This window comes from Nocardioides pymetrozini (assembly GCF_046058985.1).
GTDB lineage: Bacteria > Actinomycetota > Actinomycetes > Propionibacteriales > Nocardioidaceae > Nocardioides.
The window spans coordinates 982,813-1,000,352 of record NZ_CP175556.1 but is presented as its reverse complement, the minus strand read 5'-3'; the positions used below and the strand labels follow the sequence as shown (position 1 = coordinate 1,000,352).

At 74.1% G+C, this 17,540-nt stretch carries 20 protein-coding genes; 8 read left to right on the top strand and 12 right to left on the bottom strand.

Annotation, left to right across the window (positions count from 1 at the left end):
- Nucleotides 1-6 precede the first annotated feature (6 nt).
- Nucleotides 7-975, top strand: coding sequence for a LysR family transcriptional regulator (locus ACJ5H2_RS04880; RefSeq protein WP_408898445.1), 969 nt, complete (start codon nucleotides 7-9; stop codon nucleotides 973-975).
- On the opposite strand, the gene ACJ5H2_RS04875 is transcribed toward ACJ5H2_RS04880, so the two are convergent.
- The 6 genes from ACJ5H2_RS04875 to ACJ5H2_RS04850 form a co-directional block, all read right to left on the bottom strand.
- Nucleotides 930-1,412: a hypothetical protein gene (locus tag ACJ5H2_RS04875; RefSeq protein WP_408898444.1), complete on the bottom strand. Its 483-nt coding sequence runs from the start codon at nucleotides 1,410-1,412 to the stop codon at nucleotides 930-932. The two genes, ACJ5H2_RS04880 and ACJ5H2_RS04875, sit on opposite strands and share 46 nt — an antisense overlap.
- Complete coding sequence (locus tag ACJ5H2_RS04870) at nucleotides 1,409-2,860, bottom strand: hypothetical protein (protein ID WP_408898443.1); 1,452 nt, start codon at nucleotides 2,858-2,860, stop codon at nucleotides 1,409-1,411. Before ACJ5H2_RS04870 ends, ACJ5H2_RS04875 begins: the two co-directional genes overlap by 4 nt.
- Entirely contained in the window at nucleotides 2,844-3,803 is a 960-nt protein-coding gene (locus ACJ5H2_RS04865; protein ID WP_408898442.1) for a hypothetical protein, read from the bottom strand. Before ACJ5H2_RS04865 ends, ACJ5H2_RS04870 begins: the two co-directional genes overlap by 17 nt.
- Complete coding sequence (locus ACJ5H2_RS04860) at nucleotides 3,803-4,312, bottom strand: hypothetical protein (RefSeq protein WP_408898441.1); 510 nt, start codon at nucleotides 4,310-4,312, stop codon at nucleotides 3,803-3,805. The genes ACJ5H2_RS04865 and ACJ5H2_RS04860 overlap by 1 nt, the downstream gene beginning before the upstream one ends.
- A 113-nt stretch (nucleotides 4,313-4,425) precedes the next feature.
- A complete protein-coding gene (locus tag ACJ5H2_RS04855) occupies nucleotides 4,426-5,178 on the bottom strand; it encodes an enoyl-CoA hydratase-related protein (protein ID WP_408898440.1) in 753 nt (250 codons plus the stop codon).
- Nucleotides 5,179-5,188: 10 nt separating this feature from the next.
- Nucleotides 5,189-5,581 carry an MmcQ/YjbR family DNA-binding protein gene (locus ACJ5H2_RS04850; protein WP_408898439.1) on the bottom strand — a complete coding sequence of 131 codons (393 nt, stop codon included), beginning with the start codon at nucleotides 5,579-5,581 and terminating at the stop codon, nucleotides 5,189-5,191.
- A 169-nt stretch (nucleotides 5,582-5,750) separates the two neighbouring features.
- On the opposite strand from ACJ5H2_RS04850, the gene ACJ5H2_RS04845 reads away from it, so the two are divergent.
- Nucleotides 5,751-6,188, top strand: a complete 438-nt coding sequence (locus tag ACJ5H2_RS04845; RefSeq protein WP_408898438.1) for a hypothetical protein — start codon at nucleotides 5,751-5,753, stop codon at nucleotides 6,186-6,188.
- 80 nt (nucleotides 6,189-6,268) lie between these two features.
- Here the strand turns inward: ACJ5H2_RS04845 and ACJ5H2_RS04840 are convergent, their stop codons facing one another.
- Nucleotides 6,269-7,540: an oxygenase MpaB family protein gene (locus tag ACJ5H2_RS04840; protein WP_408898437.1), complete on the bottom strand. Its 1,272-nt coding sequence runs from the start codon at nucleotides 7,538-7,540 to the stop codon at nucleotides 6,269-6,271.
- A gap of 62 nt (nucleotides 7,541-7,602) precedes the next feature.
- Here ACJ5H2_RS04840 and ACJ5H2_RS04835 point away from each other — a divergent pair, with 62 nt between their 5' ends.
- Nucleotides 7,603-8,196, top strand: a complete 594-nt coding sequence (locus ACJ5H2_RS04835; protein WP_408898436.1) for a TetR/AcrR family transcriptional regulator — start codon at nucleotides 7,603-7,605, stop codon at nucleotides 8,194-8,196.
- Between the two features lie 24 nt (nucleotides 8,197-8,220).
- Here the strand turns inward: ACJ5H2_RS04835 and ACJ5H2_RS04830 are convergent, their stop codons facing one another.
- Together ACJ5H2_RS04830 and mca are read right to left on the bottom strand one after the other, a co-directional pair.
- A complete protein-coding gene (locus tag ACJ5H2_RS04830) occupies nucleotides 8,221-8,472 on the bottom strand; it encodes a hypothetical protein (RefSeq protein WP_408898435.1) in 252 nt (83 codons plus the stop codon).
- Between the two features lie 28 nt (nucleotides 8,473-8,500).
- Nucleotides 8,501-9,400: a mycothiol conjugate amidase Mca gene (gene mca / locus ACJ5H2_RS04825; protein ID WP_408898434.1), complete on the bottom strand. Its 900-nt coding sequence runs from the start codon at nucleotides 9,398-9,400 to the stop codon at nucleotides 8,501-8,503.
- Nucleotides 9,401-9,441: 41 nt separating this feature from the next.
- Between mca and ACJ5H2_RS04820 the strand changes: the two genes are divergently transcribed.
- Both ACJ5H2_RS04820 and greA read left to right on the top strand, forming a co-directional pair.
- Entirely contained in the window at nucleotides 9,442-9,864 is a 423-nt protein-coding gene (locus ACJ5H2_RS04820) for a DUF4307 domain-containing protein (RefSeq protein ID WP_408898433.1), read from the top strand.
- A gap of 60 nt (nucleotides 9,865-9,924) precedes the next feature.
- Nucleotides 9,925-10,431: a transcription elongation factor GreA gene (greA, locus tag ACJ5H2_RS04815; RefSeq protein ID WP_408898432.1), complete on the top strand. Its 507-nt coding sequence runs from the start codon at nucleotides 9,925-9,927 to the stop codon at nucleotides 10,429-10,431.
- Here greA and ACJ5H2_RS04810 read toward each other — a convergent pair.
- Genes ACJ5H2_RS04810 through ACJ5H2_RS04800 form a run of 3 tightly spaced genes read right to left on the bottom strand, consistent with a single transcriptional unit; the run spans nucleotide 10,419 to nucleotide 15,886 of the window.
- Nucleotides 10,419-11,792, bottom strand: coding sequence for an AI-2E family transporter (locus tag ACJ5H2_RS04810; RefSeq protein WP_408898431.1), 1,374 nt, complete (start codon nucleotides 11,790-11,792; stop codon nucleotides 10,419-10,421). The two genes, greA and ACJ5H2_RS04810, sit on opposite strands and share 13 nt — an antisense overlap.
- Before the next feature lie 24 nt (nucleotides 11,793-11,816).
- Nucleotides 11,817-13,007: a cystathionine gamma-synthase gene (locus tag ACJ5H2_RS04805; RefSeq protein WP_408898430.1), complete on the bottom strand. Its 1,191-nt coding sequence runs from the start codon at nucleotides 13,005-13,007 to the stop codon at nucleotides 11,817-11,819.
- On the bottom strand, nucleotides 13,004-15,886 hold the full coding sequence (locus ACJ5H2_RS04800; protein WP_408898429.1) for an AAA family ATPase: 2,883 nt from the start codon (nucleotides 15,884-15,886) through the stop codon (nucleotides 13,004-13,006). The genes ACJ5H2_RS04805 and ACJ5H2_RS04800 overlap by 4 nt, the downstream gene beginning before the upstream one ends.
- A gap of 93 nt (nucleotides 15,887-15,979) precedes the next feature.
- On the opposite strand from ACJ5H2_RS04800, the gene ACJ5H2_RS04795 reads away from it, so the two are divergent.
- The 3 genes from ACJ5H2_RS04795 (at nucleotide 15,980) to msrA (ending at nucleotide 17,538) form a co-directional block, all read left to right on the top strand.
- Complete coding sequence (locus ACJ5H2_RS04795) at nucleotides 15,980-16,222, top strand: hypothetical protein (protein WP_408898428.1); 243 nt, start codon at nucleotides 15,980-15,982, stop codon at nucleotides 16,220-16,222.
- Between the two features lie 41 nt (nucleotides 16,223-16,263).
- A complete protein-coding gene (locus ACJ5H2_RS04790) occupies nucleotides 16,264-16,797 on the top strand; it encodes a hypothetical protein (RefSeq protein ID WP_408898427.1) in 534 nt (177 codons plus the stop codon).
- Nucleotides 16,798-16,896: 99 nt separating this feature from the next.
- Nucleotides 16,897-17,538: a peptide-methionine (S)-S-oxide reductase MsrA gene (gene msrA / locus ACJ5H2_RS04785; protein WP_408898426.1), complete on the top strand. Its 642-nt coding sequence runs from the start codon at nucleotides 16,897-16,899 to the stop codon at nucleotides 17,536-17,538.
- Nucleotides 17,539-17,540: the final 2 nt, after the last annotated feature.

Here is a 17,540-nt window from a genome sequence, read left to right as displayed (position 1 = left end):
AGCGGCATGCGCATCGAGCAGCTGGAGTACCTGAGCGCGGTCACCCAGCACGGGTCGCTGCGGCGCGCCAGCGAGCAGCTGCACATCTCCCAGCCGGCCCTCAGCGAGGCGATCACCCGCCTCGAGCGCGAGCTGCGCACCACGCTGCTCGACCGGACCCGCTCCGGCTCGCGGATCAGCCGCGAGGGCCAGGAGCTGCTGCCCTACATGAACGAGGTGCTGACCGCCGTCGACCGGCTGCGCGCCGCCGCCGGCGACCAGCGCAACGACCGCCGCAGCATCCGCGTCGGCACGGTGCACGCCGCGACGTCGTCCCTGCTCGTCCCCGCGGTGCAGGCCTTCCAGGCGGAGCGCCCGACGACGGTCGTCGAGGTCGTCACCCTCCAGCAGGCCCAGATCGAGGAGGCCCTGACCGAGGGCAGCCTGGACCTCGGGCTGGTCAACCTCCTCGACGGCGACGACCTCGGCGTCGGGCTCCACGACGTGCGGCTCCTGCGCGGGCGGCCGGTCGCCGTACTGCCCGCCGGCCACCGCCTGCTGGAGCAGGCCGAGGTCACGCTCGACGACCTGCGCGCCGAGCGGTTCGTGATGATGCGGGCCGGCTACCTGATGCACCGCTGGGTCCACCGCGCGCTCGGCGCGCGGCTTCCGGCCGTCGCGCAGACCACCGACGGCGCCGAGATGGGCAAGGCCCTCGTCGCGGACGGGGTCGGCATCACGGTGCTGCCGGACTACTCCGTGCACGGGGATCCCTTGCACCGCGCCGGGCTCCTGGAGACCCGGCCGATCGCCCGGGACGAGACCGTCGTCCACCTGGTGCTGCGCGAGCGCCGCACCGCCCAGGTGCCGGTGCCGGTGCGCGAGTTCCAGGCGACCCTGGTCGCCCGTGCCCGCGCGTACGCCGCCCAGCCGGCCGCCCAGCCGGGCGATCAGCCGGGCGGGAGCGTGCCCCGGTCCCCCCAGGCGTCGAGCTGAGCCGCGGAGGTCGGGCGGACCGGCGTCCCGACATAGCCGGCGTCGCGCTGCGCCGGGTCCGTGCCGGGCGTGCCGCAGTCGAGGTGGAGCGCCGCCAGCGGGCTCACCGAGGACCGCCAGGCCAGCTCGGCCGCCTGCTCCTCGAGCCGGTCGCAGCGGACGCCTGGGTCGACGACGAGCGCGCCCACGACCCGGGCGCCCGCGGTCCCCTGCTCCTCGCGGTAGCGGGCCTGGGCCACCTCGACGACGCCCGGCAGGCCGCCGAGTGCCCTCGCCAGGGCGGCGAGCTCGTCGGCGCAGGCGCTCGCCTCGCACGAGGCGACCTCCGTCTCCCGCTCGGCGAGCCGGTCGTTCAGCTCGTCCCCGGGCCGGTCCGCGCACCCCGCGAGCACCATCGCAGCGCCCGCGAGGGCCGGCAGCCACCGGTGCGGCGTCACGGCTGCCGCACGATCGTGTAGGTCGTCGTACTGGTCACGGGTCGCGGCTCGTCGGGGTCGGCGCTGACCAGGAAGCCGTCCTCGCGCAGCTGCGCGAGGCTCTCGGCGAGGGAGGGGTCGCCGGACCGGTCGACCAGTGCGGCGCCGGCGCTGTACGTCTCCAGCGCGTGGTTGCCCGCGACGCTGCCCGTCGGGTGGTCGAAGCGCACCGTGGTGCGGTTCGGCTGGTCGGGGTTGTCCTCGCCGTCCGTGAGCGGCACCAGGTCGCCCACGTTCTCCAGCGAGAGGGTCTGGATGTCGTCGTCCAGGCGCGGCACCTGGGCCGTCGGGGCCCCCGCGGTGACGACGTGCTGGACGTCGAACCGGTCGGTGAAGGCCGGGTCGCTGGCCAGGTGCACGGCCGTCATCCCGCCCTGGGAGTGGCCGACGAGCGCGACCGGCGCGTCCGCGGGGATGCCGGCACGCTCCATGGCCTCCCGGATGCCCCGCGCGTACGCCGTGTCCTCGCCGCCGATCAGCTGCAGGTTGGCCAGCGTGTCGCGGACCTCCGGCCCACCTGTCCCGAAGTCGTCGGTGCCCGGGAGGTTCACGATGTAGCGGACGTCGTCCCCCTCCCCGATGGCGACGATGTCGATCTCGCCGGAGGCGCCGTCGTTGGTCAGGCTCAGGTTGTCGACCATCTCCTGCAGCGAGGTCGGCGCGGGCAGCGAGCGCGGGTCCTGTCCACCCTCGGTCACGGACGCGCCGGTGTCCTCGAAGAGCCCGGCGAGGTCCCCGGCGATGTCGTTGGTCGTCGGATGCAGCGGGTCGAGGCCGAGCTGCGCGAGAAGGAGCTCGCGCACGCCCGGCGGGAGGTTGCCGGTCAGTCCGTCGACCAGCCCGCCGCCGCCGTTGAGGAGGTGTTGCACGGTCTCGGGGTGCTCCTCGAGGAGCTCGACGAGCTCCTCCTGCGCCACCGCCGCCAGCCGGTCGCGATGCAGGGAGGCGAGCACGGCGATCCCGGGGTTGGTCGCCACGGTGAGCACGGTGCCGGCGGCGCCGACCAGGAGCAGGCTGGGCAGCACCGCCCCGAGGGAGCGCCCCAACAGATAGTCGACCGCCTCCACGGCACCGCGCTGGAGGTCGTCGACGCCGCGGAGGATCACGACGTTGGCCTGCATCGCGAGCGCGTCGACCTCGAGGTCGAGCGCCTCGGCGGCCAGCCCTCCCGGGAGCACCGTGGCCTGGAGCACCGCGGCCTCGGCCGCGGCGAAGGTGTGCGGCGCGAGGACGGCGGACTCGAGGAGGTCGCCGTCGGTGAGGACCCCCTTGTCCTCCCAGGCCGTCGCGCGCAGGCCGTCGCCGGTGTCGTCGAACAGGCGCGCCAGCGTCTCGATGTCCGCATAGCGCGCCTCGATCCCGCCCGATCCGCCGGTGACCGAGACGATCCCGTCACCCCTGCCCATCACGCCCCCAGACCCGCGCCAGCACCGGGCCGACCTCGCGCGCCAGGTCCCGCGGTACGACGGCACGGGCGCGCGCGACCGGGACGCCGGCGACCACGTCGGGGCGCATGCTGAGCCACCGGCTCCCGACCCGCATCCACACCACCGCGCCGGCCGCGTCCCCGTGCCGGCCCGGGACGACGACCCGCAGCCGGGCGGTCAGCCGCTCCACCAGGGTGCGCACGAGCACGAGGGCCGCGCGGGCGTCGTACGGCTCACCGTCGGGGCCGGTCACCGCGCCGGGGAAGCGCGCGACGAGCGCGGGGAGGAGGTCGTCGCGATGCTGCGCGGGGCCGAGGCCGGACGCGGCGAGGACCTCGACCGGCACCGTGAAGGCAGACGGGATCTCCGGCTCGGGACGGCCCGGCGGGTCCGGCAGCCGGACCAGGTGGGCGAGGATCTCCGGCAGCGCAGCCGTCGCACCCCAGGCGAGCTCCAGCTCGGCGCCCGTCACGGTCGCGAGCGAGGCCGCGGTCTCACCGCGGACGCCGACCCAGGCACGCGCCTGGGTCGGAGGCCCGTCCTCCAGACGGGCGCCGAGCTCGACGTCGACGACGGCCTCGGCGCCGGCGAGCACCCCGACCGCCTCGACCATCGCGTCCCGCACCGCGGCGCGGTCGGGGTCCGCGGCCGACCGGCGCGCGCGGGCGGCCTGCTCGGCGAGCAGCCGGGCCAGGGCGTCCGGGGGCGCCGCCTGCGGCTCGGGCGACAGGCGCGCGAGCCAGGAGCGCCCGGCGGGGGCACCGTCTCCCACGAGGGCGGTCCCGATCGAGGAGACGTCGAAGGGCAGCCGGTGCCCTCCCTGCCGTGCCAGCTCCACGAGCTCGGCGAGCTCGACCCGGACCCGACCGGGGACGACGACGTCCCGGCCGGCGCGCGACCCGTGCCCGAGCACGACGGTCGGCATCAGACCCGGATCCCCAGCTGCTCGGGCACGTCCAGCCACGCCTTGCCGCCGGACGGGGGCCCGGCGTACTGCGCCAGGCGGACGTCGCGAGGATCGGGCTCGCTCCCGCCCGTGAGCAGGCTGCCCACGGCGCGGGCGCCGTCCTTGAGACCTTCGACGAGGGCGTGCCCTGCCGCCCGCAGCCGCTCGACGGCGCCCTCGACGAGGCTGCTCACCCGCCTCTCGATCGCGGCGATGAGCGCGGTGAGCTCGTCGACCTCGGCGGCATGCGCGCGGAGCCGCTCGGCGGCCTCCTCGTACTCCGTCGCGACGGCGCGCAACCGGGTCGCCCGGTCCCGGACCTGCACCCGCATCCGGTCCCCTCCGACCGACCACCACTGGGCCCGGTCGGCGGCGGAGACCAGCCGGTCGGCGGCGGAGACCAGCCGGTCGGCGGCGGCGCACAGCTCGACGGCGCGCTCGTCCATCCGGGTGGCGAGCCGACGGATCACCCGAGTGTCTCCGTACATGGGCACCTCCTCCGGGGGCGACTGTGCCCGGGGCGGTTGGGGAGGAAACCCGTCATCCGGCCGCCTGCCCGGCGCGACCACCGGTCGACGGCTGAGGGCGGCCCGAGCGCGGTCTAGCGTCCGGTCCAGCGCGGCTCGCGGCGCTCGAAGAACGCCGCGATCCCCTCCGCGACGTCGGCGGAGGCGAGCAGCCGCTCGTGCGCGGCATGGCTGGCCGCCCAGCTCGCGGTCTCGTCACCGTTGATCTCGTCGTACGCGAGGGCGAGCGCGGACCGTACGGCGAGCGGCGCGTTGCCGTTGATGGTCGCGGCGAGCCCGAGCGCGACGTCGAGGGTCGCGCCCGGCTGGACGAGACGGTTGACGAAGCCGAGCCGCTCGGCGCGCTCGGCGTCGATCGGCTCCCCGGTCAGCAGCATCTCCCGCGCGACATTGGCCGGCAGCACGCGCGGCGCGCGGAAGACCCCGCCGAAGTCGGGCAACAGGCCTCGCTTGACCTCGGGGAAGCCGAAGACGGCCGTGCGCGAGGCCACGACGAGGTCGCAGCACAGGACCAGCTCCAGGCCGCCGCCCAGCGCGTAGCCCTCGACCGCGGCGACCAGCGGCTTGGGTCGCGCACGCGACATGATCCCCGCGATGCCGCCGCGCGCGGTCGGCTCGCCCGGGCCCTCGGCGAGGTCGGCGCCCGCCGAGAACACCTCCGGGCCGCCGGTGAGCACGCCGCACCAGAGGTCGTCGTCGTCCTCGAGCAGGTTGAGCGCCTCGTCCAGCCCGCGGGTCGCGTCCGCGTTGATCGCGTTGCGCTTGGCCGGCCGGTTCAGGCCGATCACGAGGGTGCGCTCGACCCGGATCGTCTGCACGGCGGTCATGGCGCCGACTCTAGGACGGGGTCGAGGACGGCCGGTCCACCAGGGCGACGAGGCGCTGCGGCGCCTGCAGGCAGTAGGAGTCGGTGAGCAGCTCGCCGAGCTCGACCCAGTCCGTCTCGTCGTCGACCAGCATGCCGACGACGTTGCCTCCCCACTCGGCCTTGAAGTACGGCGTGCCGAGGTGCTGGAAGGCCATCACCTCGTCGGGCTCGGCGCGGAAGGTCACGCGGAAGAGCTGGTCCTCGCCGCCGAATACGTGCGCGACGGTGGCGGTCGTCCCGGCCACCCGCCAGCGCACGCCGACCCACGCGTCCTCCTCGCGGACCTCGGGCAGGCGGGCGAAGATCGCGCGCAGCCGAGCGAGATGGGCGCCGGGAACGTCGGGGCGGGTCTGACGAGCCACGACAGGAATCTCCCACACGGCGCCGACAGTGCACGGCGCCGGTGAGCGATAGATCACAGGGCACTCGACTGCGCGGCATTTGGGTTTGCCCCGCGGGAAGCGGGTAGGAAGGGCCGGACGAGGCCCTACGACGACGGCGCCTCGACCGACTACGGAGGGACACCCCAGAATGCGTGCACGAATTCCCGGCCTGCTCCTGGCTGCGACCATCGGACTGTCCGGGCTGCTGACCGCGTGCGGCAACGACGACGCCGACAAGCCCGACGCCGAGGACAAGACCTCGCAGAGCGCCGAGACCGAGACCGAGGCCACCGAGGAGACCGAGACCGAGGAGGCCCCCGAGGCCGACGGCGACAAGCCGTCGCGCGAGGACGTCATCGCCGGCTACAGCGACATCGTGAAGCAGACCGGCGAGCAGACCGGCATCGACATGCCCGACGACATCGTCAACAAGGTCGTCACCTGCTTCATCGACGAGGTCTACGAGGACGCCTCCCCGAAGACCCTCCAGGCGCTGGCCGACAGCGACGCGACCGGCATCGACCCGGCCGACGCCGAGCTGTTCACCGCCGCTCAGACCACCTGCCAGAAGGCGGCCATGGGCTGATCACCGACCTCGTCGGTCAGCGGCGTCGACCCCTCGGGGTCGGCGCCGCTGCTGTTTGACCTTCCCCCGGGCCCCGCCCCCTACGCCCGCAGCTCGCCGACCGCCTCCCGCTCACCCTGGAAGTAGCTGTCCAGCAGCCACCGGGCGCGGCGCGAGCCCCAGGCGGCCAGCCGGTCCCGGCCGCCGGGCAGGTGCTTGAGGACCCGGTAGCGGACCGTGTTGAGCCCGAGCAGGTAGGCGTGCGCCCAGGGCAGGCGGAGCGGCAGGCCGAACTCCCGCATGCTCTCGGGGCCGAGGAAGACGGTGAGCATCGACAGCAGGCGCTCGCGCTCGTAGCGGGCGCGCAGCGGCTGCAGGGCCGTGGGCCAGCCGGGATAGTGCCGCAGCGCCTGGGCCTCGACGACGGCGCGTGCGAGCTGCGGCCCGGCCTCGGTGAGGGGGCCCTGCGCGAGCAGCACGTGGTAGTCGATGCGGTGGCGCTCCCACTCGTCGTCGACGAGGAAGTCCTCGTGCACGCCCATCAGCCAGCCGACGTACTTCCACAGGTGCATGAGGGCCGCGGACTCCGCCTGCGAGATGGGTACGCCGAGCGCCCGCGAGCCGATGATGAGCACGCCGTCGAAGAGGCCGAGGGTCGAGGCCTGGTCGGCCTGGTTGATCGGCAGCCCCCACTGCGCGCTGTCCCAGCTGTCCTCGAAGGCGTGGTTGACCAGGGCGTGCATGAGCCGGACGTGGACCGTGAGCCGCCAGCCCTCCCCCGGCGCCCGGCCCGCGCGTGGCGCCTCCAGCGAGCCGGGGTCGGTGAGGCTGGCACCCCACTTCTGGGTCTCGGCCAGCCGTCGCAGCGTCTGGCTGCCGGTGAGACCGCCCGTGGCGACGAGCAGGTCCGTCGGACCGCCGAAGCGGTAGCCGCCGACGAGGGACAGCTGCAGCAGCACGTCCTGCGCGTTCTGCCCGAGCCGCCGGAAGACCCGGGCGCCCTCCTCGACCAGGTCGCGGTCGAGCCAGGCCGGGTCGGTCTCGACCGCGGTCATGAACTCCGCGAGCGCCGGTGGCGCGTCCGGCACGGCGGCGAGCCCGCCCTCCAGCGCCCGCCGGAACTGGTCCATCCGCACCCGCCCGGGAGCGTCCCCTCGCAACCGGATCGCGTCCGCGAGCCGCGCACCCAGCTCGTCGCGCTCGAACATCGCCCTGCCGATCCGGTCGAGCAGCGCCTCGTCGACGTCGTGGACCCTGCCCACGACCTTGAGCGCTCGTCCCAGGCGCCGGTTGCGCTCGCCGCCGGCGCGGAACCGGGTCGGATAGGGCTGCTCGCGAGGGGTGTCGGCCACGGGGGCCACGTCGGTGCTCATGGGACCATCGTGACGCGAGCATTTACTCGCATTCAACTCGCGATTCCGCTACCGTCGCCCGCATGCGCAAGGCCCCGCAGCAGGCCCGGTCCCGGGAGATGGTCGAGCGGCTGGTCGCGGCCGGTCGCACGGTGCTCGTCGAGCGCGGCTACGACGCCTTCAGCACCAACCGGGTCGCCACCGTCGCGGGCGTGAGCCCCGGATCGCTCTACCAGTACTTCCCCGACAAGGCCGCGATCCTCGACGTCGTCATCGACCGCTACTGGGAGGAGGTCGCCGAGCGGGTCGCCGCCTCCCTGGCCGACCGGATCGGCACCTTCGGCCCGGACATGGTCCGCGACACCGCCGACGCCCTCCTCAGCGCCCTCGAGGCCGACCGGGAGCTGCTGCGCGTGGTCGCGGAGGAGCTGCCTGTGCAGCGCAGCAGGGAGCGCCGTGCGGCGCTGGAGCGACGGGTGCGCGAGCTGGCGGCCACCTACCTGGCGGCGCGGCCCGAGGCCACGCGGCGGCCGGAGCCGGCCGTCGCCGCCTGGGTCGTCGTCCTCGCGATCGAGAACCTCGCGATGCGCTGGGTGCTCGACCAGCCGGCGGCCGTCGGCCGCGACCAGCTGCTCGACGAGATCGTCGCCCTGGTGGGCGGCTACCTGCTCTCCTGAGGACCCCGCGGGCCCTCAGGTGCGTCAGGAGTCCTTCGGGGAGTCGGAGTCAGTGTCGGGGTCGGCGGCCGGCTCGTCGCCGTACACGCCCGCGTCCTTCGCCCGCTGGGCCGTGCGCAGGCTGCGGGTGAGCGCCCAGCCGATGACCGCGACGGCCGCGATCAGCGCGACGAAGATCCAGAACGCCGTCCAGCCCGCCACGATGTTCGTGTCCTGGTCGACCGGCTTGTCCTTCGCGGCGAGGACGGAGACGACGGTGGCGACGGCGGCGTGCATGACGTCAGTGTCTCAGGCGGCGCGCCGGTCAGGCATCGGGGGTGATGCCGGCGAAGAGGTCGTCCTCCGGGGTCGGCGCGTCGACATGGCTGGTGACGAGCTCGAAGTCCTCGGTGGGCCAGACCTCCTGCTGCACCTCGCGCGGGATGGCGAACCAGTGCCCGTCCGGGTCGATCTGGGTCGCGTGGGCCAGCAGCGCCTGGTCGCGCACGCCGAAGTAGTCGGCGCAGGGCACCCGCGTGGTGATCCGGGCGTCCCACTCCGGCTCCGGCGTCCACTCCTTGAGCCGCTCGGCCCACGGCGACTCCAGGCCGTGCTCGAGCATCGCGTCGTGCAGCGCCTGCATCCGCGGGCGGTTGAACGAGTGGTGGTAGTAGAGCTTGAGCGGCTGCCACGGCTCGCCCGCCTCGGGGAAGCGGTCCGGGTCGCCGGCGGCCTCGAAGGCCGCCACGCTCACCTCGTGACAGCGGATGTGGTCGGGGTGCGGGTAGCCGCCGCGCTCGTCGTACGTCGTCATCACGTGCGGGCGGAACTCCCGGATGAGCCGCACCAGCCGCTCGGTCGCCTCCTCCAGCGGGACCAGCGCGAAGCAGCCCTCCGGCAGCGGCGGCTTCGGGTCGCCCTCCGGCCAGCCGGAGTCGACGAAGCCGAGCCAGGACTGCGAGATCCCGAGGATGTCGCGGGCCCGCTCCATCTCCTGGCGGCGGACCTCGCTGATGTTGGCGAGGATCTCGGGACGGTCCATCTTCGGGTTGAGGATCGAGCCGCGCTCGCCCCCGGTGCAGGTCACCACGCGGACGTCGGCGCCCTGGGCGGCGTACATCGCGGTCGACGCGGCGCCCTTGCTCGACTCGTCGTCGGGGTGGGCGTGGACGTGCATCAACCGCAGCCCGGAGCGGTCGGTGGCAGGCGCAGGGGTGGAGGGCATGCCCCCCATCGTAGGGAGCACCCGCGTGGGACCATGGATCGGTGAGCCCCACCCCTGCGTCCGAGTCGCCGTCCCTCGCCCAGCGGTACGGCGCGCCGTCCCGCGGACGCCGGACGGCACTGCTCGCCGTCGCTGGCGCGGTCTGCCTCGCCTTCCTGGCCTGGCTGGCCTGGGCGATGCTCTCCCACGCGGACCCGGCGGTCTCCTCGCAGGAGATCGGGCACGAGATCGTCGACGACCACACCGCCACCATCCGGGTCCGGGTGACCTACGGCGACGAGCCGGTCGCGGCGACCTGCACCGCACGCGCCATCTCCCACGACAAGGCGGTCGTGGGCGAGCAGAGCTTCACGCCGGACCGCGACGACTCGGTCGTCCAGGAGCTCACGGTGCGCACCGAGCGGCGCGCCACCACGGTCGAGTGGATCGGCTGCAAAGCCGACGGACAACCGCGCTATCGGTAAAGTAGTCGTTTCTGTACCCGGACGGGTACGCAAGCGAAGCGAGCTGTACAGGAGCACCCCATGACGCAGACCGACCAGAGCGGCCAGGACATCATCTGGCTGACCCAGGACGCGTACGACAAGCTGCAGGCCGAGCTGGAGTACCTCCAGGGCCCGCGGCGCGCCGAGATCGTCGCCGAGATCAGCGCGGCGCGGGACGAGGGTGACCTGAAGGAGAACGGCGGCTACCACGCCGCCCGTGAGGAGCAGGGCAAGAACGAGGCCCGGATCCTCCAGCTCAAGGACATGCTGCGCCGTGCCGAGGTCGGCGAGACCCCTCCCGACGACGGGGTCGTCGAGCCCGGCATGGTCGTGACCTACAAGTTCGAGGGCGATGACGACGACGAGGCGGAGTCCTTCCTCCTCGGCGCGCGCGAGATCGAGCCCGAGGGGCTGACCGTGTACTCGCCGCAGTCGCCGCTCGGCCAGGCCATCAGTGGCCGGAGCAAGGGCGAGACCGTGAGCTACGAGGTCAACGGCAGGCAGCAGACGGTCATCATCCTCGACGCGAAGCCCTACACCGGCTGAGGTTCCTCCTGCGAACCGCCGGCCTCCGCCTCGGGCGCCGGCGGTTCGGCCATTTCGGCCAGGTGCAGGACGACGGCGTTCGCCGCCGCCGCCAGCGGTACGGCGACGAGCGCGCCCGCGATCCCCGCGACGAGCACGCCGCAGGCGATCGCCAGGATCACGCCGAGCGGGTGCACGGAGACCCAGCGCCCCAGCAGGAACGGCTGGAGGATGTGCCCCTCGAGCTGCTGCACGCCGATGACCACGGCGAGCATCAGCAGGGCCGTGACCGGCCCCTGGTCGACGAGCGCGACCAGGATCGCCACGCTGCCGGCGATCGTGGCACCGATCATCGGGACGAAGGCGCCGAGGAACACCAGCACGCCGATCGCGAGGACGAAGGGCACGTCGAGGACGGCGGCGCCGATCGCGATGCCGATCGCGTCGACGAGCGCGACCACGACCGTGGCGCGGACGAACTGGACGAGCGAGATCCAGGCGACGCGGCCCGAGCTGTCCATGCGCTCGCGGGCCACCCGCGGGGCGAGGCGCACCACCCACGCCCAGATCCGCTCCCCGTCGGCGAGGAAGAAGTAGGTGGCGAACAGGGCGATGAAGAACCCGGCGACCACGTGGCCCAGCGCGGCGCCGACCTCGGTGACCTGGGTGATCACCTCGCCGTCGCGGGAGCGCTCCTGGATCATGTCCTGGGCGCTCTTGATGTAGTCGTTGATCTGGGAGTCGCTCGCGTTGAGCGGGCCGTCCTTGAGCCAGTCGCGGATCTCCTGCAGGCCCTGGACGGTCGAGTCGGCGAGGTCCTGCGCACCCGCGGCGACCTGCTGGCCGGCGAAGTTCAGCAGCGAGCCGACGACGACGAAGCCGAGGATGACGACCAGCAGGGCCGACAGTCCCCGCGGTACGCCGGCCTTGGCGATGAGGTCCACGAAGGGCGCGGCGAGCGCGCTGATGAGCAGGGCGACCGCGAGCGGCACCGTCACCACGGCGAAGTAGCCGACCAGCCACAGCAGCAGGTAGCCCGCGCCGGCGATCAGCAGCAGCCGCCACGCCCACCCGGCCGCGAGGTCGAGGCCGTAGGGCACCTCCGCGCGGCGCAGGTTGGACGGGCCGGTCGCGAAGGACGGCGGCACGTGCCGCCGGCCCTCGCGCTCCTCACGCAGCAGGGCCCACTGGTGGGCGAAGCGGCGGAAGAGACGCTCCTCCCGCTCGCCCTCGTCGGGTCCGAGCGGCGGCTCGTCCTCCCGTGCCTCCTGGACGGCGTGCTCCTGTGCGGCCTCGGTCTCGGCCAGAGCCGACGGCTCGGGCCCGCCCGGGCTCTCGTCGGTCCCGTTGCCGGCCTGCTCGCCGGGCTCCTGGCTGCTCACACCGGTCAGGCTAGACGGTCGGCGTCACGTCGTGGCGGCCAGCGCGCGCTCGAGATCGGCGATCTGGTCCTCGGACGTCTCGATCCCGACGCTGAGCCGGACCAGGTCGGCGGGGACCTCGAGGTCGGTGCCGGCCACGCTGGCGTGCGTCATCCGACCCGGGTGCTCGATGAGCGACTCGACGCCGCCCAGGGACTCCCCCAGCGTGAAGACCTTCGTCGCCGCGCAGAGGGCGAGCGCCTGCTCCTCGCCGCCCTTGACGCGGAAGGACACCATGCCGCCATAGCGCCGCATCTGGCGCGACGCGACCGCGTGGCCGGGGTGGTCGGCGAGACCGGGGTAGATCACCTGGCTGACGGCCGGGTGGGTCGAGAGGAATTCGGCGATCCGCTCGGCGTTGTCGCTGTGCCGCTCCATGCGGAGGGCGAGCGTCTTGAGCCCGCGCAGCACGAGCCAGGAGTCGAACGGGCCGGCGACGCCGCCGATGGAGTTCTGGTGGAAGCCGATCCGCTCGGCCAGCTCGGCGTCGTCCACGACGAGCGCTCCGCCGACGACGTCGGAGTGGCCGCCGGCGTACTTCGTCGTGGAGTGCACGACGACGTCCGCGCCCAGGGCCAGCGGCTGCTGGAGGTACGACGACGCGAAGGTGTTGTCGACGACGAGCAGCGCGCCGGCGTCGTGGGCCACGGCCGCCAGCGCCTCGATATCGCCGATGGACAGCAGCGGGTTGGTCGGCGTCTCGACCCACACCAGGCGCGTGGCGCCGGGACGGATCGCGGCCCGGACCGCGTCGACGTCGGTGACGGGGGCGGGGCTGTGCTCGACACCCCACGCGGTGGCGACCTTGTCGAAGAGGCGGAAGGTGCCGCCGTAGGCGTCGTTGGGCAGCACGACGTGGTCCCCCGGCTTGCACAGCGCGCGGATGAGGGTGTCCTCGGCCGCGAGCCCGGAGGCGAACGCGTAGCCGTGCGCGCCGCCCTCGAGCGCCGCCAGGGTGGACTCCAGCGCGGTCCGCGTCGGGTTCGCCGAGCGGCTGTACTCGTAGCCGTTGCGCAGCCCGCCGACGCCGTCCTGGGCATAGGTCGAGGTCGCGTAGATGGGCGGGATCACCGCGCCGGTGGTGGGATCGGGTCGATAGCCGGCGTGGATGGCCCGCGTCTCGAAGCCCGCTCCGTCGAAGTGCTCGTGGTGATCGTCGATGTGGTTGTCGCTCACCGCTCGAGCCTACTGGGGCGGCTCGCGCGCCACACCCGCCCGGCGTCCACCCGGGTCGTGACGTCGAGCTTGCGGAAGATGTTGCGCACGTGGGTCTCCACCGTGCGCGGGCTGAGGTAGAGGCGGTCGGCGATCTCGGGGTTGGTGCACCGCTCCGCGAGGAGCTCCGCGATCTCTCGCTCCCGCTCCGTCAGCGCGTCGACACCGCTGGTGCCGGACCCGGACCGGGTACGACGTCGCGGCCGGTGGCCGAGCTGGCCGAGCACCTGCTCCGCGCGGTCGCGGTGGCGGTGCGCCCCCATGGCGTCGAGGCGGGCCGCGGCCTCCCCGAGCACCGCGACGGCCTCCTCGGTGACCCCGGCGGCGGCCAGGGCCCGGCCCAGGAGCACGCGGAGCAACGCGGCGTCGAAGCGCCCGTCGGCCTGCTCGGCGTACGCGACCGCGGTGCGGGCGTCCTCGGCGGCGCCGAGCGCGTCGCCACGCGCAAGCCGGCACCGCGCTCGGGCCGCACCGGCCATGGCGCGCGTGTAGGGCAGCGGCACCGCGCCGGCCAGCTGCTGGGCGACGTCCGCGGTCCGCTCGGCCTCGTCGATCCGGCCGGTCTCCAGCAGGCACGCCACCGCCAGGTCCAGGTAGTGGGTGCGCCAGCCGCCCGGCAGGCCGGGCAGCTCCGGGCCGCCGCAGTGCGCGTACATGACCTCGAGCGCTCGGGCAGCGTCGCCGGTGTGGATCCGCGCCTGCGCCCAGCAGGCGGCCGCCCAGCTCACCAGCACGGAGTCGCCCAGGCCGAGGGCGATGCCCAGCGCCTCGTCCGTCGTCTCCAGGGCGGCCTCGAACGCGCCGGCCTTGGCCTGCGCGAAGCCGAGGTTGAACAGCCCCCACGCCAGCGCCTGCCGGTTGCGTGCGGCACGCGCCGACTCGACGGCCTCGTCGAGCAGCGTGACGCTGGCGTCGAGCCGGCCGGTGACCCACAGCGAGCTGCCGACCGTCGGCACCAGCAGCGGTGCGCTGGCGCTCGTCCCGGTGGCGCGACCGACGGCGAGCCCCCGCGTCCCGTGACGGACCGCGTCGCCGAACCGCTCGAGGTAGAGCTCGGCACCGGCCAGCAGGCCGATCGCGTCCAGCTGCCGCGCCAGGTCCGCGTCCGCGAGTGCGTCGACCAGGGCGCCGGCCCGGTGGGCGTGCCGCTCCGCGACGGGCACGTCCCCGGCCAGCGCGGCCCCGAAGGCGAGCGCGCCGTGCGCGCGCGCCTGGAGCACCGGGTCCCGGACCTGCTCGGCGATCTCGACGGCGCGACGCGCCAGCGCGCACATCTCGGGGACCTGGCGCCGGTAGAAGTGGGTCATCGCGAGGGCCACCAGCACCTCCACCACGGCCTCCCCGGCGTCGGCAGGCAGCTGTGCCAGGCATCGCTCGAGACGCTCACCGGCCTCGGCATGGCGGCCCAGCAGCTGCTCGACCCCGGCGCACGCGGTCGCCAGGCGGGTCTGGCGGGCCCGGTCCTCGGACCGGGTCAGGGCCAAAGCCTCGACCAGGGAGGCGTGCGCCTCGTCGACCTCACCGATCGCCAGATGGAGGGCGGCGCGGGGCTCCACCAGCCGGAGGCGCTCGTCGGCGTCCGCCTGACGAGGCAGCAGCCGGTACGCCGACCCCAGCCACCGCACCGCACTGGCGGGAGCGCGGGCGGCGACCTCGGTCGCCGCCGCCTCGAGGACGGCGACCGCCGCGAGGTCCCCGGGGCGCGCGGCGTGCTCGACGTGGTGGGCGAGCTCCACGGCAGGGGCGTCACGGGCCGACAGCGCGGCGACGCACCTCTCGTGCGTCGCCAGCCGGTTGCCCGGTCCCAGCCCGTCGTAGACGGCATGGCGCACGAGGGGGTGCCGGAACGCGAACCGGCGCGGCACCTCGGTGCGACGCACCAGCCGATGTCCGGCGAGCTCGTCGAGAGCCGCGAGCGCCTTGCCGTGCTCGAGCCCCGCGGCGGCGATCGCGAGGTCGAGGTCGAAGGGGTCACCCACCACCGCAGCGGACTCCACGAGGGCGCGCGCCGCAGCCGAGAGCGGCTCGAGCTCGCGGCCGACCACAGCGGCGAACGCGGCGGCAGGCCCGCTCTCCGGCGCCCCTACCCCCTGCCCGGCCCGGTCCATCTCCAGAAGCAGCAGCGGGTTGCCACCGCTGAGCTCGTGCCAGCGCTGCGCCTCCTGCTCCGAGCGCCCGACCAGCTCACCCGCCTCGGCGGGACTCAGCGGGGCGATCCGGCGCAGCTCGATCCGGCCCTCGGCGGCGCCGCGCTCCACGACCGCCTCGAGGTCGGGATCCACCTGGTGCTCGCGGAAGGCCGCCGCGATCAGCACCGGCTGGCGGGGCGGTCGGCGCACCAGGTGCGCCAGCAGCTCGACCGACGCGCGGTCGGCCCAGTGCAGGTCGTCGAGGAGCAGCACGACGGGATGACCCTGGGCGAGGACCTCCAGGAGGGAGCGGAGCGCGAAGTACGCCCGGACCCGGCCGTCGGCGGTCGGACGTCCCACCTCCGAGGCGGCGGCGTGGGCACGAAGGCCGGGGAAGACGAGGGTGAGCTCGGCATGGCTGGCCGGGTCGATCTCCGCCAGCGGGCTGCGCGCCAGCGAGCGGAGATAGTCGTCGAGCGCGTCGACGAAGACGCCGAAGGGGAAGGTCCGCTCGAACTCGGACGCCCGACCCCGCAGCAGCAGCGCCTCGTCGCTCACCCGCGCGGCCGCCTCGTCCAGGAGCCGCGTCTTGCCGATGCCGGGCGGTCCCGTCAGCACCGCCACCCCTCCCTCGCCGCGCGCGAGACCGTCGAGAGCGCCGGCCAGCCAGGCGATCTCGGCGTCACGGCCGACGAGGGGGAGCTCCTGCACCTGCATCCTGCCTTCTGCGCCCGAGATCTCAGGGGGCGGCTACGTAGGACCTACCGATGAGGCGACGGCACGGGCGGCCGGAGGATCGCGGCCATGCCGCGGTTCCGGATCGTCCACGGCCACGCACCCGACGAGTGTGGCGCAAGCCTCGCCTCTTGGCAGGGCTTTGCCAGTCCTTTGCGCAAGAACGCCGCCCTGGCGTCGTGCGCGGCGGGACAGCACCAGGTCTGGTGGGACGTCGAGGCACCGGACGCCGAGCAGGCCCTCGCCCTCCTGCCTGAGTTCATCCGTGCGCGCACGGATGTCCAGCGGGTCGAGGACCTCCCGGTGCCCTGACCGGCGGCGCCACCCCCCGAAGAGAGACAACAGGAGTGACGATGAAGATCCCGTTCCGCACCACCGACTCCGCGCCCCGCCGCGGCGGCAGCCGTGCCACCGTGGCCCTGGTCCTGGCATTGCTCGCCCTCGTCGCGTCGACGACCGGTGTCGCCTACGCCGCCGAGAAGGCCGCGAAGAACAGCGTCGTGTCGAAGAGCATCAAGAACGGCCAGGTGAAGAACAAGGACCTCGCCGCGGGCGCGGTGACCAGCGACAAGATCGCCGACGGTGCGGTCCGCGCGTCCGACGTGGGCATCGTGACCGTCCAGGCGACGTCCGCCCCGACGCAGGACGGCGACGGGACGACCAACGGAGGCTTCGCGGTCGGCCGCGCCGACGCCGCGGTGGCCTGCCCGGCCGGCACCAAGGTGATCGGCGGCGGCGCCCAGTGGGTGGGCACCGGGGAGCTGGACTCCAACACCTACCTCCACTCGAGCACCGTCTCGGGCAACGGCTGGAAGGCCAAGGGCATCGTCGACTTCGGAGCCCAGGGCCAGGTCCAGCTCCAGGTGACCGCGCTCTGCCTCTCCTGAGGCAACCGGGGCGCACGAACTGCTGCGGGTGGGGACGCGGCGGGCGGGGGCGGGTCGCTGCGGCGGCCCGCCCCTTGCGCGCCCGGCGACAATGGAGCCATGTTCTCCCGCCGTACGACCGAGATGGTCGACCCCGCCGAGGCGCTCCCCGGCCGCACGAGCCCGGCGTTCGCCCTTCCCGCGGTCCACGAGGTGCTCGGCACCCCGCTCGTCACCGACGACGTGCCGGACGGCCTGGAGGTCGCGATCTTCGGACTCGGCTGCTTCTGGGGCGCCGAGGAGATCTACTGGCAGGTCCCCGGCGTGTGGTCGACCTCCGTCGGGTACGCCGGCGGCGTGACGCCCCATCCGACCTACGAGGAGGTCTGCACCGGTCGCACCGGCCACACCGAGGCGGTGCGGATCGTGTTCGACCCGGAGCGGGTGACCTACGCGGACCTCGTCAAGCAGTTCTTCGAGGTCCACGACCCGACCCAGGGCATGCGCCAGGGCAACGACATCGGCACCCAGTACCGCTCCGCGATCTACTACACGACCCCGGAGCAGGAGCAGGTCGCGCGGGAGCTGACCAAGGTCTACGGCGACGAGATCGCGCGCCGCGGCTACGGCGACATCACCACCGAGATCGCGCCCGCCCCGGCGTACTACTACGCGGAGCCGCAGCACCAGCAGTACCTCCACAAGGTGCCGCACGGCTACCGCTGCCACGCCAACACGGGCGTCCCGTTCCCGCAGCACTGACA

Excerpts from the sequence above, each read along its gene's own strand:
- ACJ5H2_RS04830 (WP_408898435.1), bottom strand. The coding sequence starts at position 8,472 with ATGCACGCCGCCGTCGCCACCGTCGTCTCCGTCCTCGCCGCGAAGGAC.
- ACJ5H2_RS04860 (WP_408898441.1), bottom strand. The coding sequence starts at position 4,312 with ATGTACGGAGACACTCGGGTGATCCGTCGGCTCGCCACCCGGATGGAC.
- msrA (WP_408898426.1), top strand. The coding sequence starts at position 16,897 with ATGTTCTCCCGCCGTACGACCGAGATGGTCGACCCCGCCGAGGCGCTC.
- ACJ5H2_RS04840 (WP_408898437.1), bottom strand. The coding sequence starts at position 7,540 with ATGAGCACCGACGTGGCCCCCGTGGCCGACACCCCTCGCGAGCAGCCC.
- ACJ5H2_RS04795 (WP_408898428.1), top strand. The coding sequence starts at position 15,980 with ATGCCGCGGTTCCGGATCGTCCACGGCCACGCACCCGACGAGTGTGGC.
- greA (WP_408898432.1), top strand. The coding sequence starts at position 9,925 with ATGACGCAGACCGACCAGAGCGGCCAGGACATCATCTGGCTGACCCAG.
- ACJ5H2_RS04865 (WP_408898442.1), bottom strand. The coding sequence starts at position 3,803 with ATGCCGACCGTCGTGCTCGGGCACGGGTCGCGCGCCGGCCGGGACGTC.
- ACJ5H2_RS04880 (WP_408898445.1), top strand. The coding sequence starts at position 7 with ATGCGCATCGAGCAGCTGGAGTACCTGAGCGCGGTCACCCAGCACGGG.
- ACJ5H2_RS04835 (WP_408898436.1), top strand. The coding sequence starts at position 7,603 with ATGCGCAAGGCCCCGCAGCAGGCCCGGTCCCGGGAGATGGTCGAGCGG.
- ACJ5H2_RS04845 (WP_408898438.1), top strand. The coding sequence starts at position 5,751 with ATGCGTGCACGAATTCCCGGCCTGCTCCTGGCTGCGACCATCGGACTG.
- ACJ5H2_RS04790 (WP_408898427.1), top strand. The coding sequence starts at position 16,264 with ATGAAGATCCCGTTCCGCACCACCGACTCCGCGCCCCGCCGCGGCGGC.
- ACJ5H2_RS04855 (WP_408898440.1), bottom strand. The coding sequence starts at position 5,178 with ATGACCGCCGTGCAGACGATCCGGGTCGAGCGCACCCTCGTGATCGGC.
- mca (WP_408898434.1), bottom strand. The coding sequence starts at position 9,400 with ATGCCCTCCACCCCTGCGCCTGCCACCGACCGCTCCGGGCTGCGGTTG.